This window comes from Erythrobacter sp. (genome assembly GCF_030066995.1).
Lineage (GTDB): Bacteria > Pseudomonadota > Alphaproteobacteria > Sphingomonadales > Sphingomonadaceae > Erythrobacter.
The window spans coordinates 79,978-96,064 of sequence record NZ_JASJAP010000004.1 but is presented as its reverse complement, the minus strand read 5'-3'; the positions used below and the strand labels follow the sequence as shown (position 1 = coordinate 96,064).

General features: G+C 61.7%; 15 protein-coding genes. 6 read left to right on the top strand and 9 right to left on the bottom strand.

All coding sequences use genetic code 11. The annotated features are described in order from the left end of the window. Window positions 1-23: 23 nt before the first annotated feature. The 3 genes from QNI87_RS10585 to QNI87_RS10575 all read right to left on the bottom strand — a co-directional run bounded on the left by QNI87_RS10585 (window position 24) and on the right by QNI87_RS10575 (window position 4,376). The gene (locus tag QNI87_RS10585; RefSeq protein ID WP_300596254.1) at window positions 24-464 is read right to left on the bottom strand and encodes a chemotaxis protein CheW; all 441 of its coding nucleotides are present in this window, start codon (window positions 462-464) and stop codon (window positions 24-26) included. Then, entirely contained in the window at window positions 461-2,893 is a 2,433-nt protein-coding gene (locus tag QNI87_RS10580) for a chemotaxis protein CheA (protein ID WP_300596252.1), read from the bottom strand. Before QNI87_RS10580 ends, QNI87_RS10585 begins: the two co-directional genes overlap by 4 nt. Before the next feature lie 112 nt (window positions 2,894-3,005). Then, entirely contained in the window at window positions 3,006-4,376 is a 1,371-nt protein-coding gene (locus QNI87_RS10575) for an MATE family efflux transporter (protein ID WP_300596250.1), read from the bottom strand. 196 nt (window positions 4,377-4,572) lie between these two features. Here QNI87_RS10575 and QNI87_RS10570 point away from each other — a divergent pair, with 196 nt between their 5' ends. Both QNI87_RS10570 and QNI87_RS10565 read left to right on the top strand, forming a co-directional pair. Next, the gene (locus QNI87_RS10570; protein WP_300596248.1) at window positions 4,573-5,337 is read left to right on the top strand and encodes a class II aldolase/adducin family protein; all 765 of its coding nucleotides are present in this window, start codon (window positions 4,573-4,575) and stop codon (window positions 5,335-5,337) included. Window positions 5,338-5,360: 23 nt separating this feature from the next. After that, a complete protein-coding gene (locus QNI87_RS10565) occupies window positions 5,361-5,936 on the top strand; it encodes a (2Fe-2S)-binding protein (protein ID WP_300596246.1) in 576 nt (191 codons plus the stop codon). Window positions 5,937-5,940: 4 nt separating this feature from the next. Here the strand turns inward: QNI87_RS10565 and QNI87_RS10560 are convergent, their stop codons facing one another. Continuing rightward, window positions 5,941-8,076 carry a TonB-dependent receptor gene (locus QNI87_RS10560; RefSeq protein ID WP_300596244.1) on the bottom strand — a complete coding sequence of 712 codons (2,136 nt, stop codon included), beginning with the start codon at window positions 8,074-8,076 and terminating at the stop codon, window positions 5,941-5,943. Between the two features lie 182 nt (window positions 8,077-8,258). Between QNI87_RS10560 and QNI87_RS10555 the strand changes: the two genes are divergently transcribed. Further along, the gene (locus QNI87_RS10555) at window positions 8,259-8,603 is read left to right on the top strand and encodes an arsenate reductase family protein (protein ID WP_300596242.1); all 345 of its coding nucleotides are present in this window, start codon (window positions 8,259-8,261) and stop codon (window positions 8,601-8,603) included. 4 nt (window positions 8,604-8,607) lie between these two features. Here the strand turns inward: QNI87_RS10555 and QNI87_RS10550 are convergent, their stop codons facing one another. Further along, complete coding sequence (locus tag QNI87_RS10550) at window positions 8,608-10,002, bottom strand: MFS transporter (protein WP_300596240.1); 1,395 nt, start codon at window positions 10,000-10,002, stop codon at window positions 8,608-8,610. Between the two features lie 75 nt (window positions 10,003-10,077). Further along, entirely contained in the window at window positions 10,078-10,959 is an 882-nt protein-coding gene (locus tag QNI87_RS10545) for a hypothetical protein (protein ID WP_300596238.1), read from the bottom strand. Between the two features lie 70 nt (window positions 10,960-11,029). On the opposite strand from QNI87_RS10545, the gene lipB reads away from it, so the two are divergent. Both lipB and QNI87_RS10535 read left to right on the top strand, forming a co-directional pair. Beyond that, window positions 11,030-11,725 carry a lipoyl(octanoyl) transferase LipB gene (gene lipB, locus QNI87_RS10540; protein WP_300596236.1) on the top strand — a complete coding sequence of 232 codons (696 nt, stop codon included), beginning with the start codon at window positions 11,030-11,032 and terminating at the stop codon, window positions 11,723-11,725. Next, on the top strand, window positions 11,713-12,129 hold the full coding sequence (locus QNI87_RS10535; RefSeq protein WP_300596233.1) for a hypothetical protein: 417 nt from the start codon (window positions 11,713-11,715) through the stop codon (window positions 12,127-12,129). Before lipB ends, QNI87_RS10535 begins: the two co-directional genes overlap by 13 nt. Before the next feature lie 35 nt (window positions 12,130-12,164). On the opposite strand, the gene QNI87_RS10530 is transcribed toward QNI87_RS10535, so the two are convergent. Continuing rightward, window positions 12,165-13,274, bottom strand: a complete 1,110-nt coding sequence (locus QNI87_RS10530; RefSeq protein WP_300596231.1) for an alkene reductase — start codon at window positions 13,272-13,274, stop codon at window positions 12,165-12,167. A 64-nt stretch (window positions 13,275-13,338) separates the two neighbouring features. On the opposite strand from QNI87_RS10530, the gene QNI87_RS10525 reads away from it, so the two are divergent. Beyond that, window positions 13,339-14,247: a DMT family transporter gene (locus QNI87_RS10525; protein WP_300596229.1), complete on the top strand. Its 909-nt coding sequence runs from the start codon at window positions 13,339-13,341 to the stop codon at window positions 14,245-14,247. A 4-nt stretch (window positions 14,248-14,251) separates the two neighbouring features. Here the strand turns inward: QNI87_RS10525 and QNI87_RS10520 are convergent, their stop codons facing one another. Together QNI87_RS10520 and nadA are read right to left on the bottom strand one after the other, a co-directional pair. Next, on the bottom strand, window positions 14,252-15,085 hold the full coding sequence (locus QNI87_RS10520; RefSeq protein WP_300596227.1) for a hypothetical protein: 834 nt from the start codon (window positions 15,083-15,085) through the stop codon (window positions 14,252-14,254). Then, window positions 15,082-16,086, bottom strand: a complete 1,005-nt coding sequence (gene nadA / locus QNI87_RS10515; protein ID WP_300596225.1) for a quinolinate synthase NadA — start codon at window positions 16,084-16,086, stop codon at window positions 15,082-15,084. Before nadA ends, QNI87_RS10520 begins: the two co-directional genes overlap by 4 nt. Between the last annotated feature and the right edge of the window lies 1 nt (window position 16,087).

Here is a 16,087-nt window from a genome sequence, read left to right as displayed (position 1 = left end):
AGGAACCATCCGTAACTTTTGGATTAAGCCGCAGCTCCGAGCGGTTCGGGACCGGCGATCAGCGCGGGCATATCAATCAGAAGCGCGGGGCCAATCGCGGTCTCGACCATACCGGTGGCTACGCGCGCCCATTCCCGGCCAAACCCGCCTGGTACGTTCTCCGGGTGAGTGCGGCCCGTCGCGATATCCTCGATCGCATCGACCATCAACGCGTAGGAGTGGCCCCCGACATGGACCACCGCGGCGCGGTGATCGGTCGCCCATTCGATCACCGGAAAGCCGAGCGCGAGACGGCAGTCTATCACGGTCAGCGCCTGACTGCGCAAGGCGGTAATACCCGCGATGAAGTCCGGGCTGCGCGGGACAGGTGTGATCGCGCCCAGCTCGATCACCGATTTCACATCGCCCGCTGGCAAGGCACAGCGACGCCCGGCGATCTGGGCCATCACGAGAAGATCGTTCACGCGGCTTCTCCTTTCGTGGCGGGGGTTCGGGCCGCTTGAAGCGCGCTCATCAGAGCTTCCCTGTCATAGCGATAGATCGTCTGACTGCCTTCAGGCGCGTCGGGGTGATCGCGCAGGCGTAGAACGGGCTGCGCAATATCCATGTCGAGCGCGAGGGCGGCTTCGAATTCGTCTTCGAACCAGATTGAAAGCGCGCCGTCGCTTCCTCCCTTTTCACTCTCCTCGCGTGTGCCGCGTGGAACGGCATCATACCCTGCAGCGGAAACCAGCGGGGCCAGAATAGTGCTTGCCCATTCGCCTTCGGGCAGCAGGCAGAGCGGGCGCGCTGCGGGCTGAGGCACCTCAGCGTAGCGCGCAAAGACTTCGTGGCCGTCGATCAGGGAAACGGTCTGCCCGTCGATCAATGTGACCGCTTCGACAAGCGCGTCATCCGCCACGGGCTTGAGCGGCTCGATCAGCGCCACCGCGTCGTCCACTTCGCGCACCGCGTGAAGCAGCTGTGAGACGCCGTCGGTCAAGCGAAGCAGGCGAACCTTCTCCGAGGGCAGTGGGCCCTCGGGCAGGCCAATCAGCGGCAGGATGTTCCCATCGATCACGGCGCGCGGTGAGGCGGAGGTGCGATCAATCGCATCGGCGGGCGCGGTCTCAATGCGTTGCACCAATTCAAGCCGGAACGCGCGGCGCCGCCCTTCGAAGTCGGTGAAAAGCATCGCGCGCGGCAAGGTTTCTTCCTGACGTTCTTCCTCCGCTACCGCGTCGCTGAGGACGCGGGTGCGTGCATCGGAGACGAGATCGTGCAGCGCCGCGATGTTGGTTACATCGAGTAGGAGGACCGGCTGGCCGTCATCAAGCAGGGTTGAGCCCGCATAGAGACCGCTTTTCATGACAGCTGGAGCAAGAGGCTTGACCACGATATCGCCATGGCTGTGAATGTTGTCGACCGCGAGCGCGAACAGGTCGCCGCTGGCAAGGCGCAGCATGACCATGGAGCGGTTCGCCTCGTCAATTTCGCCATCGGGCAGATCCAGCACTTCGGCTAGCACGAGGCATGGTACGCGCTGGCCGCGGAAGGTCACGAGCGAGGTCTCGCCGATATGGGTGCAATCGAGCGATTTGGCCGAGGCGTGGATGATTTCCTCGACATAGCTCTGCGGTATGGCGAAGCGCTGGCTGGCGACTTCCACCGTGAGTCCGGCGATGATGCTGAGGGTGAGCGGTATTTGCAGCGTGAACAAAGTGCCCACGCCCACGGTGCTGGAAACCTTGATGCTACCGCCAACCCTCTCGAGGTTTTCGCGCACAACATCCAGGCCAACACCGCGTCCCGACACATTGCTGACTTCCTCAGCGGTCGAAAAACCCGGTTCAAAAATGAGCTGCAGGATGGTCTCACGGTTCATCGCCTTGTGCTCGGCTTCGGTAATGAGGCCGGTCGCGATTGCTTTGGCTGCGATCTTCTCCTCATCGATCCCGCGCCCATCATCGCTGACAACGATCGAAATCGTGTTGCCCGACTGACGCGCGGCGATGGAGAGAAGGGCGGTCTCGCGCTTGCCTTGATTCAGACGATCGCGTGGCCGCTCGACACCGTGGTCGATGGCGTTGCGGATGATGTGCGTGAGCGGGTCGCGCACAGTCTCTATCATCTCGCGATCGAGTTCGACGTCGCCGCCTTCAAGATCGATCAGCACCTGCTTGCCAAGCTCGGTCGAAAGATCGCGTACAAGGCGGGGTAGCGCGCTGAACAGGGTTTCGATCCGCTGCATGCGCATCCGGGTGATCGCGTCACGCACATCGGTAAGGATGGTGGTGAGCCGCTCGAACGGACCATCGATGGTCGGCTGATTGCCGGCCTGACGCAGGCGGTGAGCCAGATCGTTGCGCGCCAGAACCATGTCTGAAACGCCGCTCATCACCCGGTCGAGCAGATCGACTGGCAGGCGGATCGTGCGCTGTATCGGTGTGGAGGCGGTCGTCGATGAACCGAGCGCGCTAGGACTGGCGCTACCGGTATCCAAGCCCATTGCGTTGCTCTCGCCGATGAGAAGCTGGCCATCTTCGTTCCCTTCCTCCAGTCCAGCGATTAAGTCCGTATCACTGCCTGCGGGGCAAGCGCCACTCGCTTCAATTGCGTCGATCAGTTCCACGATACGATCGATGACGCGCAGCACAGCGGAAACAAGTGTGGCGTTGGCCTCGCGCCGCTCGGCCCGAACATCGGCCAGCGCGTCTTCCGCGGCGTGGCTTAGCTCGGCGAGTCGTGGGAAATCGAAGAAGCCGCAATTGCCCTTAACTGTGTGGACGAAGCGAAAGATGGCATCGATCCGCGATCCGTCGGCCGGATTGGCTTCCCAAGCGATGATTTCGCCCTCGCTGGCCTCCAGCATTTCGCGTGTTTCGGCGACGAAATCCGCCAGCAGGTCGTCCATGGTGCGCAGCGCCCCCAAAGGGTGTCGGGTTTCTCGGGTAACTTGAACATACCGTATGCCAACGGATGGTTAACGAACGCCTAGCGCCGATCCTCGCTCAACATGGCAGGCCTTAACGCCGGGCGACGCGGCCGAGCACCCACCAGACGAGCGCGGCTCCCGTGATCCCGCCGAACAGGTTGGCGGCAAGCTCTGCCGCGTAGATTGCGCTCGAACCCAGCGTCTGGTCCATAAGCAGGGCAAACGGCAGCATGACGAGAAACACACGAAGGATCGACTGGGTGAGCGCGAAACCCGCCTTGTCGACCGCGTTGAGAATACCGTTCGCGACGATCAGCACGCCAAAGCCTGCATAGCCCCACGCGGCGACGCGGATGTAGAGCGCGAATTCGCGGATCACGGCTGGGTCATCAGTGAACAGCGCGCCGAACCACTCGCCTGCGGCAAACAGCAGGATTGCCGTGCCAAGGCCCCAGACGATGCAAAAGCCGCCCGCCCAGATCGCCGCTTCGCGCGCACGCTCAAATTCGCGCGCGCCCCAGTTCTGGCCCACAATGGCTCCAATCGAGCCCGAAAGCGCGAGAAGCGGCACGGTCGCGAAGCTCTGCAATCGCCCCGCCGCGCCAAAGCCCGCGACCGCGTCCTGGCCCTGGCTGGCGATAATCGCAGTCAGGATCGATAGTCCGATCGGGTTGATCGCGTTTGAGAACGCTGCAGGACCACCGACCTTGAGAATGGATACCGCCGGATCGAGCAGGTTCGAACGCTTCAGGGCGGACAGATCGATCCGGATGTCCGATTGACGAACCATCAGCAGCGCAAAGGCGAGACCTACGCCCCAACCGGCGACTGTTGCGTAAGCGGCCCCGACAATGCCAAATCCATCAAGCCCGAAGGCGCCTGTGATCAGCAGCGGGTCCAAAACCCAGTTGGCGGCGGCGTAGGATATGTTAACATAGCTTGAGCGACGCGCCTCGCCTTGTGCTCTGAGCACGCCGTTGAACCCCATGATGAGCAGCAGCAGGGGGAATCCCAGCGAGTAAGGCACCATGTAGGTCCGAATCAACGGGCGCACTGCCTCTTGCGCGTTCATCACCTCAAACAGGGGATCGATCAGCGCAAACACGCATGCTGCAAGAAGGAGACCGCACGCCAGAGCAAAGACAATACCAAATGTTGCGCGCCGCTGCGCCTTGTCTTCATCGCCTTCGCCCAGCGCACGGCTGACTACAGAATTGATCCCGACCATCACGCCCACGCCCAGTGAAGACAGCGCAACTGAGACCGGAAAGATGAACGAGATCGCTGCCAGTGGATCGTTGCCCAGTTGTCCGATGAAATAGGCGTCCACGAGGCCAATCGACATGATCGCAGCTACGCCGATTATGCCGGGCAGAGTTTGGCTGACCAAGTGCCCGGTAATCGGTCCCTCGATCAGTTTGGCGATCGTGTCGTTCTTTGTATCGGAAGCGTTCGCGCTCATGCAGGCGCGCGCCTAGCTCGGGTTGGGGTGAGGCGCAAAAGAGATTACCTTCGATACACGACAGCGCGAGTTTCAAGATAGGCAACGCGCCGCGCATCCCCCCTGTTCCTGAAGGCGCGTTCGCAAGAATTCTGTCGCGCGCCACCGCGTGATGCGATAGAAGACGGCGCATTTGGACAAAGAGAGGATCGCGGCAATGGCCACCCAGTTGCAACCCAATATCGAATGCAGTCCTGAAGAATGGCAGGCCCGTTTGGACCTGGCTGCGTGCTATCGCATTTTTGATCACCTGGGCTGGTCGGAATCGATCTATAACCACATTTCGGTGAAGGTGCCGGGCGAGAAGGACACGTTCCTAATCAATCCTTTTGGTCTGCTCTACGACGAAGTGACCGCCTCCAACCTCGTCAAGATCGATGTCGAGGGCAATAATGTCGGACCGTCGCAATACATGGTAAACAAGGCAGGCTTCACGCAGCACGCCTATTTCCACAAGCATCTGGGCGAACGCGCACAGGCAATCTGCCATGTGCACACAACCGCGACCATGGCCGTGTGCAGCCACAAGGACGGCCTGATGCCGACCAATTTCTACGCCTGCAATTTCCAGAACCAGGTCGGCTATCACGACTTTGAGGGCGTGACTGTGCGTGAAGAAGAGGGCGAACGGCTAGTTGAGAATTTAGGCGATCATTCGATCCTGATGCTGCGCAATCACGGGCCCGTGGTGATGGACAAGACCATCCAGGGCATGTTCGTGAAGATGTGGGCGCTCCAACGCGCCTGCGAGATCCAGATCGCGACCCTTTCGCAGGGCAACCCTGAAATCGTCCCGCAAGAGGTCGTCGACGTCCACCAGCGCGACATCTCTGTCATGCAGAGCCAAGGCGGAGCAGGTGTGTTTGATTTCGAAGCCTGGAAACGCCGTGTCTCCCGGATCGATGACAGCTGGCGCACCTGATCGCGCACTGACAGGATCCGCGCATGTCGCGCATGACCATCAACGGCGCACCGGTCGAATTTGAGCTCGATCCGCGCACGCCGCTACTTTACGCCCTGCGCGAAGCGGCCAACCTCACCGGCACGAAAAGCGGCGGGGGGCAGGAGGACTGCGAATGCGGCGTATGCCTTGCGCTGGTCGATGGCGTGGCGCTGCGTTCTTGCCGCATCACTCTGGCTGAGGCCGAGGGACGCGAGATCACAACGATCGAGGGGCTAAGTCGCGATCGCTCGCATCCCATGCAGCAGGCCATGGTTGCCGAACAGGCGATCCAGAGCGGCTACAACACGTCCGCCCTTGTCATAGCAGGGGCCGCCCTTCTTGAGCGCAACCCCGCGCCGAGCGAACAAGAGATTATTGAGGCGCTCGACGGCATATATTGCCGCGATGGTACTTATCCTCGGCTTGTGCGCACCGTGCAGCGTGCCGGGCGCATCATGCTGCGCCAAGAGAGCGTCAGCGCCGCACCAGCCTCGGGTATTCGCGCGCAGGACGCGGCGGCTGCGGTTCCGGCGCTGTCCGTGCCGGAAACCTCCAAGGCTTCATCGGATAGCGACTGACCTCCTAGAAGCGGCCTGTCAGGGCAAGGCGCGCGTTGAAAGGCTGGCCCACGGTCGCCTGATGCGTGGCGTGGCTGTTGGGGAAGTAGAGTTCGTCGGTGAGGTTCTCGACATTGAGCTGGACGCGCAGACTTTCGGACACGTCCCACCACGCGGCCGCGTCAAAGCGCGTATAGGCGGGCAACACGGCGGTGTTCGAGTTGTTGATGAAACTCTGCCCCTGATGCGTGAAGCCGATACCAAGGCCCACGCGCTCCGAGGCCTGAAAGCTGTTCCAAAGGCTGACCATGTTCTCCGGCAATTCGCGCAACCGTAGGCCTGTGCCGTTGCCGAACTCATCGACCTGTTCGCCATCGAGATAGCTGTAGCCGGCCTGGACCGTCCAGAAATCGGTGATTGTCCCGTTAAGCTGGATTTCGAAGCCCTGGATCGTGGAATCGATCACTTCCAGCGTCGCGGGATCATCGTCGTTCGGTTGCGGAGAACTCTGCTCGATCTCGAACACCGCCATGGTCAGGCTAAGGCGCGGTTCGATATCGACCTTGATGCCCGCTTCGAGGTTGGTGAATGTATCAGGTGCCAACGCATCCGCGCCGCCGCCGAGATCCGCAAATTGCTCGCCGGAACGCGGAAGGAAGCTTTCCGAGTAGCTGGCATAGATCGAGATGTTCTGCGCCGGTTTGAAGATCAGCCCCCCGCGCGGGCTGAACTCTTCGTCGACACGGGTCAGGAAGGTGCCGTCGACAAGGTCATCGACTTCAATATCGAAGCGGTCGAATCGCGCTCCGAGAACAAGGTTGACCCAGTCGGTGAGTTTGATCTCGTCCTGAACAAAGGCCGAGAACACATCGATTGTGACGCGGGTGTCGTCGTTGAGATCGCTGAAGGTGTTGGTCGTGGCCTGCCCCGCTGCGTTGAAGCCTGTATTGTTGCGAAGCGTGATCGGACGCTCTGCGAGAAACGTTTCGCGGTCGTCTTGAGAGGTGTCGAAGAACGAATTGAAGCGGAACTGGTCGGAAGAGGTGTTGATGTACTCTCCCCCGAAGATCAGCGTGTGTTCCACGCTGCCGGTCTTGAATTCGCCGATAAGGTTGCCGGACAGGATCAGGTTCTGGCGATCGACTTCGTCGACATAGCCATCGAGCTCGACGACGTTGGAGGCTTCATCGTAATCGGTGGCGAAGAAGTTCGAATAGAACTTGTCATAGTCGCCGTAGAACGCGGAAAAGTTGCCTTTGAAGCTCTCGGAAAATTCATGGCTGAGATTGGCGCGCAGCAGATGCGCTTCGAGCGTGTTGAGGTTCGCCTCGGGATCTCCGAAGGTGATCTCCTCAAGCGCTTCGACCGGGCGGCCATCGGCGCCGGTGGGAATGCCGCGATCCACGAACCGTTCGTGATTGGCGTATTCGTAGGAGAGATCGAGGACCGTTGCCGGGCTGAGCTGGAAGCGCGCTGTCGGGTTCACGCCGATCCGGTCGCCGTCGTAAAAGTCGCGGTGATTGTTAAGGTTTTCATAGGCCGCGTTTAGTCGGATCGCGACATTCTCAGTCGCCGCGAAATTCCAGTCGCCCTGAACGCTGGCCTCACCATACGTGTCGATGGCGACTTGACCACCGCCGAAGGTCTCGCCGATCGTGCCCTTTTTGGTCACGCGGTTCAGAACGCCGCCCGTGCCCCCGCGGCCAAACAAAAGCGCGTTGGGGCCGCGCAAGATTTCCACCTGTTCGAGGTTGTAGAGGCTGCGATAGTACTGCACGTCGTCGCGCACCCCATCGATGAAGAAATCGGCAGTTGAGCGCACGCCGCGAAAGACAATCGCGTCGCGGTGGCCTTCGCCCTGCGACATGTTCACACCTGGCGTGTAGTCGACGATTTGGCCTATGCTGGTCCAACCGCGTTCGAGAATCTCCTCATCGGTCGTGATGGTCAAACTTTGCGGCACGTCGATGATCTCGGTCGGCGTGCGCAGCGCGGCAATCTGGTTGGAATAAAGAACCTCGCCGTTGACTATGATGGTTTTGTCCCGCTCTTCAGCGGTCTCAGCGCCTGAAGTTTCGGGCGCGGCGCCATTTGCAAGAGCGGGATAGGCGACAAGCGTACCCGTCAAAAGAAGCGCAGCGCGCGTCGAAGTCGTGATCATGGAGTTTCCTTTGCCGTCGAAAAAGAGCGCGCGCGCACTTTGACCCCTCGATCAGGCGGCTATTGCAACTTACTCGCACCTGCAAGCGAGATTGAGAACCGTTCTCAGTTCGCGATGCGCTGTGGTAAAAATGTCGCGCCGAGTTAAGAGGCTATCGACACCAAGCTGCGGGAGAGAAACCGATGAAAGCGACGATCTGGCACAACCCCAAATGCGGCACATCGCGCAAGACGCTCGCCATTCTGGAAAACCTTTCCAAAGTCGATGTGACCGTTGTCGAATATCTGAAGGATCCGCCGACGCGCGACAAACTCGCACAACTCTATGCCGACGCGCGGATCACTCCTCAGCAGGGCCTGCGCCTGCGTGGCACGGATGCTGAGGAACGCGGGCTCCCTGATGCTGACGCGGAAACCGTGCTGCGTGCGATGGTGGCTGACCCCATTCTGATCGAACGCCCGCTGGTCGAAACGGAGAAGGGCGTTGCTCTGTGCCGTCCTCAGGATGAGGTGCTAAAGCTCCTGTGAGAGGCTACCGGTCCCGCGTCAGATCGCTGTCGAGCGCCAAGCCGCGCCAGCCGAATATTGTCACAGCCAGACACAGAGCCGCGATCAGGCCAAAGGCAATCGGTTCGTTCGTGTTGTAGAGCCACACGCCGACGGCGGGCGCGTAGATGAAGCTCGCGCCCGCGACGCTTGAGACGATGCCAGAGGCCTGACCCTGTTCCGCACGCGTCACGGCCAGCGACGTGCCCGAAGTGGTACCAGGGCGGAACAGACCGAAGCCGAGCGAGGCCACAGCAAAGCCGAGCGAGAGCGCGTAGACATCGCTCGCGACGCTTAAGATCATGGTGCCCAGCGCTGCCACCATCATTCCCGATAAGGTTGCAGCGCGCGGGCCGATCCGAAAGCGAGGGATCAACCCCCATTGCGCCAGCAGTGTGGCGAGCGCGCCAAAGACGAGCACGAGGCTGACCAGGCTCGCGCCCTCTTCCGGGCTGCTGCGCAGGCCCAGCCGGTCGAGCACGAGAAAGCCCGCAATTCCCATGATCATCGCCTGCGCGTGCCCACCAACCAGGCCCGACACTACCCAGGGGCGAAGACGCGGCTCGAACCAGCGCAGGCGCGTGAGCTGACCTTTTCGATCCGCTCCTTCGGCGTCACTTTCAAGCTCGTCTTCGTCAGGCGGAGCGGCGTCAGCGCCTCCCGAATAGGCGACCGCCTGACCGCGCGCGGCAAATTGCGGCTCATCGTTGGGCAGCCGAAGGCGCAGGAGGACCAAGGCGACCACGCCAACGAGCGCGAAGCTCAGAAACGGTCCGGTGAGGCCGATGCCGAAGAATGGAATCACCAACAATGGGGCCAGCACCGGACCGATCACCGTGCCCAGCCCAAAGCTCGACGCGATGAGCGACAACGCGTTCGTGCGCTCGGAGCGCGGCGTGCGCGCGGCGACATAGGCCTGCACCGCCGGCGGCGCGGCGCTTCCGAACAGGCCGTAAAGGCTGCGCGCGGCGGCGAAGACGATCAGCGTCGTGAGCGCACCGAACCAGCCAGCGAGCCCCGCCCACAGTATGAGCCCGCATAGCCCCATCGACCCGATGAAGCCGACGAGGCCCAGCGCCATCATCGCCTTGCGACCGCGCTTGTCCGATCGCCGTGCCCAGATCGGCGCGCACGTTACCCAGAGCAAGGCAGACCAGCTGTAGGCGAGGCTGATCCAGAAATCCTCGACCTTTAGCGCTGTGCCGATTGAGGGCATCACAGACTGCATCGCCGTATTGCCCGCTGCAGTGACCAGCATCACGGTGAAGAGCAACGCCATCCGGCCCGAGGAGATGGGCCGGTAAGCTGCCTTCGCCGACGCCTCCTGGTGCGCTGGAGAGCGCGCTGGCGCGCTGGTTGAAGTTGGATCGGCGTCAGCCATGCGCGTGTCGCTAGGCCAGCGGCGCGCGCGGTTCAATCATTGCCGTTGCGCAACGCTCTCACTCGCTAAGGTCTGTCACTCGAATTTTGCGGCGATGTCACCCGCGTCAGGGCCTTTGAGCTGCGCGTGCATGGCCACTCCCATCGCGCAGTAGATCGAACCCCAGACCATCGCGAACACACCGCCCAGCAAGCCGTCGATCAAGAACGCGATTGAGCCGGGACCCGGTATGCTGGCAAGGCCGGTCGAAAGGACGATCTCGAACAGCAGCGAAACGAACCACGCCACCGCCATCAACATCCAGAAACCAAACACATTGCTTGCGCTTTGCGCCGTCAGCCGCCAGGAACGAGCGAGCGCTTTGAGCGGATTGAGCCTCCACTCAAGCACCATCACCGGCAGGGTCAAGAAGAGGCGCGCGGTCACAAAGAAGGCGAACAATAGCCCAACAATGGACCCGAGGAAGATCGCGACCGCTGGTCCCAAGGGGCTGAGCACCACTTGCAGCGCAATGAGCACCGCGTAGATCGCAAGCGCGGCGATCAGCAAGGCGAGCAGCAGCGGGAAGATCACGCGGAAGGCCTGGGCCAGCGCCTGCCCCACCGTCGGCCGCGCGCGACCGATCAAAGCGACAATGGCGGCGTACCCGACATGGTTGACCACAAGGCTCAACCCGGAGAGCGTTAGAAACGGCGCGAGCAATTCTCCCAGGGTCTGTGCCGCCTTTTCCTTGGTCGCCTCTGAAGACTCCATGTCGAGTAGGGCCGTCATCGGGCCTTCGATCTGGGCGTCCGCTGGCAGCGTGAACTGCAACCCCGCGGTGGGCAAAAAGACAAAAACTCCGGCAAGGATAGCGATAAGCTGGCTGTTCTCGAGCAGCAGCGCGGTGCCGCGGCTCCACACGGCGTTTAGGTCAAGCTTGCCGCTCGCTTCTGCCACTGGTTTCTTCTGTGTCACCGCCGGGTTGATCCCTCAAAATGCGCGCTTGGGTCTTGATCTCGCTCGCCAATGCCCCCACGCACCGATGATGGCAAGCGTAGCCCCATCATCGGCCTTTGACGCCGACGCGCTCGAATGGAAGCGCGAGCAGGATCCAGTACCGTATAGGGAGGCGCTCGAAGCTATGGAGGCTCGCAACAAGAGCGTCCGCGAAGGCAAGGCGCCTGAGCGGATCTGGCTCTTGGAGCACCCGCCCGTCTACACGGCCGGGACTAGCGCGGACCCCGCCGAACTTGTTGATCCGCGCTTCGATGTCATCAAGACCGGGCGCGGCGGGCGATACACTTACCACGGGCCAGGCCAGCGCGTGGGCTACTTGATCCTTGATCTTGCTAAGCGCGGCAAGGATGTGCGCTGTTTCGTTCACGCGATTGAGGGTTGGGTGATCGCAACTCTCGCCGATTTCGGGATCGAGGCATGGGCCGTCGATGGCCGCGTGGGCATCTGGACGCGCGATGTCGACGGACGAGAGGCCAAGATCGGCGCGATCGGGGTGCGCGTGCGGCGCTGGGTGACGATGCATGGCTTTTCGGTCAATCTTGATCCCGATCTCTCGCATTTCGACGGGATCGTGCCTTGCGGTATTCAGGAGTTTGGCGTCACCAGCCTTGCAAAGTTGGGCAATACGCTGAGCGCTGCTGACTGGGACGAGGCGCTGATCGCGCGCGTTCCGAGCTTTCTTGCCGCGTTGGGCGGAAGTGGGCGCGGGAAATGCGCAACGTGACGCCTCGATGGCTGGCTTTGACGGCGCTGACGCTAGCGCTGGGCGCGTGCGGTGACTCCGCGGCACCGGAGGAGGCCGAGCCGATCGAAGATGGCGGCGAGGCGGAGGGCGACGTGCTCGGCGGCTCAATTAGCGACGCAATGATACCCCTTGAGGCGTTGCGCTCGCAATCGCCAACGTTTGGCGATGCACCGGTGAATGATGCACCGGTCAACGAAGCGACCGGCGAATTCGAAAGCGCGATCGCTGCGCCTGCAGCCCAGGCACCAGCTCCAACCGAGATGCAGGATCAGCCGGACGAAACGCTGCCAGAAGAAACCCCGCTCCCCCTCGCGCCGCCGGTTACCGACACGCCCACGCCGACACCGCCGGATGACCCTCCAGGGCAGGGCCCGGCCCAGTAGCCAGAGGCGCTGCGCGTATAGTCAGGCCGCTGAGGTCAGGCCGCTGCCCTTTCCTCGTCGAGCGTCGGGTAGTCAATGTAACCCTCGGCAACCGGGAAGTACCAGCTCTTGGGGGCGTCCTTGTTGGGATTCAACTCAGCGCCTGCAGCGATGCGCTTGTCGAGATCGGGGTTCGAGATATACGGGCGGCCGAAGCTGACCGCATCGCAGCGTCCGCTGGAGACATCCTCGTCGGCCTCTTGCGGTGTGTAGTCGGAGTTGAGGATGAGCGCGCCCGAATAGAGCGAGCGGATCAACGCGTCCTGCTGAGGCACGTCGGTGCGGCCAAAAGTGCCATCGGGGCCGGGCTGGCGCAATTCCAGGAAGGCAAGGCCCATCTCTTCAATGACCTTGGCCGCCGCGCCGAAGGTCGCGGGCGGGTTGCTGTCATCGGTGCCCTGGCTGTCACCGTTTGGTGAAAGCCGGATGCCCGTGCGGTCCGCGCCCCAGACATCGACAATCGCCTCGAGCGCTTCGCGCATGAAGCGCGTGCGGTTTTCCGGGCTCCCGCCGTAATCGTCGTCGCGGTGATTGGTCCCGTCACGCAGGAACTGGTCGACCAGATAACCATTCGCCGCGTGCAGTTGAACCGCGTCGAACCCCGCCTTCTTCGCGTTCTCGGCGGCTTGTCGGTAATCGTCGATCGTGCGCTCGATATCGTCCTTGGTCATCGCCCGCGCGGTTACGAACTCCTGCTTGCCGACCGGCGTGTGCGCTTCGCCTGGGGCCTTGGTCGCGCTGGCCGAAACAGGCGGCTCGTCATCGAGATAATAGGGGTGAACGATCCGCCCCATGTGCCACAGCTGCATCGCGATCAGGCCACCTTTTTCGTGCACGCCTTCGACGATCGGCTTCCAAGCCTCGGTTTGCTCGTCGGACCAGATACCCGGTGCGCTGGGCCAGCCCAGGCCCTCTGTGCTTATCCCGGTGGCTTCGGTCAGGATCATACCCGCGCCCGAGCGCTGGCGGTAATAGGTGCCCATCATGGCGTTGGGGACGAACATCGGATCGGCGGCGCGCCCGCGCGTGAGCGGGGCCATGAAGATGCGGTTCTTGGCGGTGAGCGCCCCCATGGTGAGCGGCTTAAACAGGGCTTCGTGCTGCATGAGGTTTCTCCTCTTCGTTTCGAGTTGGGATTGCACTTGGGCCATGCGCAGCTAGGGCGCAACCATGGAAAAGGCTCACCTTGGCAAAGCGCAGCTTGGCGAGCGCGGTGGCGCTCTGCGCAGCGCGCTATTGCTTGCTGCCTTGCTGGGCGGGAATTTTGCGCTGGCGCTGGGGCCCTGGCTCGTCCGCCTCACGGATACGGGCGAAGTGAGCGCGGCTTTCTGGCGCTTGTTCCTGGCGCTTCCCTTTCTGCTGGTCTTTGCGAAGGTTGCCGGCCAGAGGATTGGCGGTATTCCAGGAAAGTCGCTTGCGCTCGTGGGCCTTGGGGCGGTGGCTTTTGCCGGCGACCTAGCGAGTTGGCATATCGGCATCGGCATGACACGGCTGGGCAACGCGACCCTGTTCGGCAACGTGGGCAGCGTCGTCCTGTTGTTCTGGGGTTTCCTGGTCGCGCGCACCTTGCCGCGCGGCGCTGAATGGCTGGCAATTGTTTTCGCGCTTTCGGGTGCGGGCATTCTTCTGGGGCGCAGCCTCGAGATCTCGCAAACGAGCTTCGTGGGCGATCTGTTCTGCATTGCCGCAGGGCTGCTCTACGCGGTGTATCTGCTTAGCCTGCAAGGCGAGCGCTCCCGGTTCGGATCGTGGAGCCTGCTGGTGTGGGTGAGTGTTTTTGCCTGCCCGGTGCTCCTCGCCTTGGCTTTCGCGCGCGGCGAACCGGTCTGGCCCACCGACTGGACGCCGATTGTAGTGCTGTTCGTTTCAAGCCAGCTGATCGGGCAGGGGCTGTTGGTCTATTCGCTCGGCCACTTTCCGCCGCTGATCATCGGCCTCACTCTGCTGACCCAGCCCGCGATTGCGGCGGCGATCGGCTATAGCGTCTTTGGCGAGAGACTGACTTGGCTCGACCTTGTCGGGATGGCTTTGTTGGGAAGCGCGTTGGTCGCCGCACGGGTGGTGCAGCGGCGCGCCTAGTGCGTCACTCTGCCGCCGGAATCTGCGCGCTGAGCCAGAATGCGCCGCTGATAAGATGTCCGGGCTTGGGCTCAAGCTCGGACCAGATATCGTCGAACACGACATTCACCGTGCCGCCGCCCTGCACCTTTACCAGAGCGCGCCAATGGCTTGCACCTGCGTTTGTATTCACTCTCTCCGCATCGATGATTTCGCCACCAAAGGTTGCGCGCGAACTCGTGTTCTCGCCGAAGAGGCCCGAAGGGATAAAGAAATCGGTCGCGTAGGAAACGTTGTCTCCAAGCTCTTGTTGAGCATCCCGAAACGCCTCCTCATCTGCAAAGATTTCCGGGTTGAAAGTGAACGCCGTCACATCGAGCGTTAGTTCTTGTGGCGTGTCCAAGTCGCGGAATCGCGAGGCTTCGCGCGGGTCGGCCAGTTCGATCAGCAGCGGAATATCGTAGTCGGAAAAGGTGACCTCCAGGCGGTATTCGAATGGCTCCCATTCGGGGTCGGACTGCACACCCTGGATACGGACCGGAAATTTGCTTTTGCCTACAAAGCCCGGATTGGCGGTGACGACCTCATGCGCGCCACCTTTCTTTCTCAGGCCAATCCAGATTTGCCCGCCTTTATCGGTTTCGCGGCGACAAACCAGATCGTCTTCGTCAAGTTCAATAAGCGCGCAATCCTTGGTCAGACCGAGGATCGAGCGGGTAAAGGCTTCTTCGTCGTTCGGGTCGACATCAATACCGACCGAGTGAAAGTTCGAGGTGGCCTGTGGTTGCGCTGAAGCGCCTGCTGCGCCGGCCAGCGCGCCCGCAACCGCGGCCCGGAGAATGAGCCGTGGGCCGTTCACCCATCCGCCTTCGAAATCACGCGTCCCAGGTCGCCCTGGCCCACCGTGCCCTTGGCAAGCTCCAGCATGGCATCGAGGCTCTTTTTGGCCTTCACGCGCAGCTCCTCCTCGATCTCGATACGTGGTTCCAGATCGCGCAGCGCCACGTAGAGCTTCTCCATCGTGTTGAGCGCCATGTATGGGCAGATGTTGCAGTTGCAGTTCCCATCCGCTCCGGGCGCGCCGATGAAGGTCTTCTCGGGCAGCGCCTTCTCCATCTGGTGCATGATGTGCGGTTCGGTTGCCACGATCAGAGTGTCGCCGTCGAAGTCTTTGGCGAACTTCAGGATGCCGCTGGTCGAGCCGACGTAATCCGCGTGATCGACAATCGTCGGCGGGCACTCAGGGTGCGCGGCAATGGGGGCATCGGGATACTGTTCCTTGAGTTTCAACAGCTCGGTTTCGCTAAAAGCTTCATGGACGATGCACACGCCCGGCCACAGCAGCATTTCGCGATTGAACTTGCGGCTCAGATACCCGCCAAGGTGCCGATCGGGGCCGAAGATGATTTTCTGGTCCTTGGGGATCTGCTCGAGGATCGTCTCCGCGCTGGAAGAGGTGACGATCACATCGCTCAAGGCTTTCACCTCGGTCGAGCAGTTGATATAGGTGAGCGCGATGTGATCGGGGTGCGCTTCGCGGAACGCCTTGAACTTTTCGGGCGGGCAGCTGTCTTCGAGGCTGCACCCGGCGTCCATGTCGGGCAGCACAACAGTCTTTTCGGGCGATAGGATCTTGGCGGTATCGGCCATGAACTTGACGCCGCAAAACGCGATAACGTCCGCGTCGGTCTCCGCAGCCAGCTGCGAGAGCTGAAGCGAATCGCCGATGAAGTCGGCGATGTCCTGAATGTCGGGCGACTGGTAATAATGCGCGAGGATAACGGCGTTGCGCTCCCTGCGAAGCCGATTGATCTCTGCAATCAATTCTTCGCCACGTGGCGGGGCGTTTTCAAAACTCATC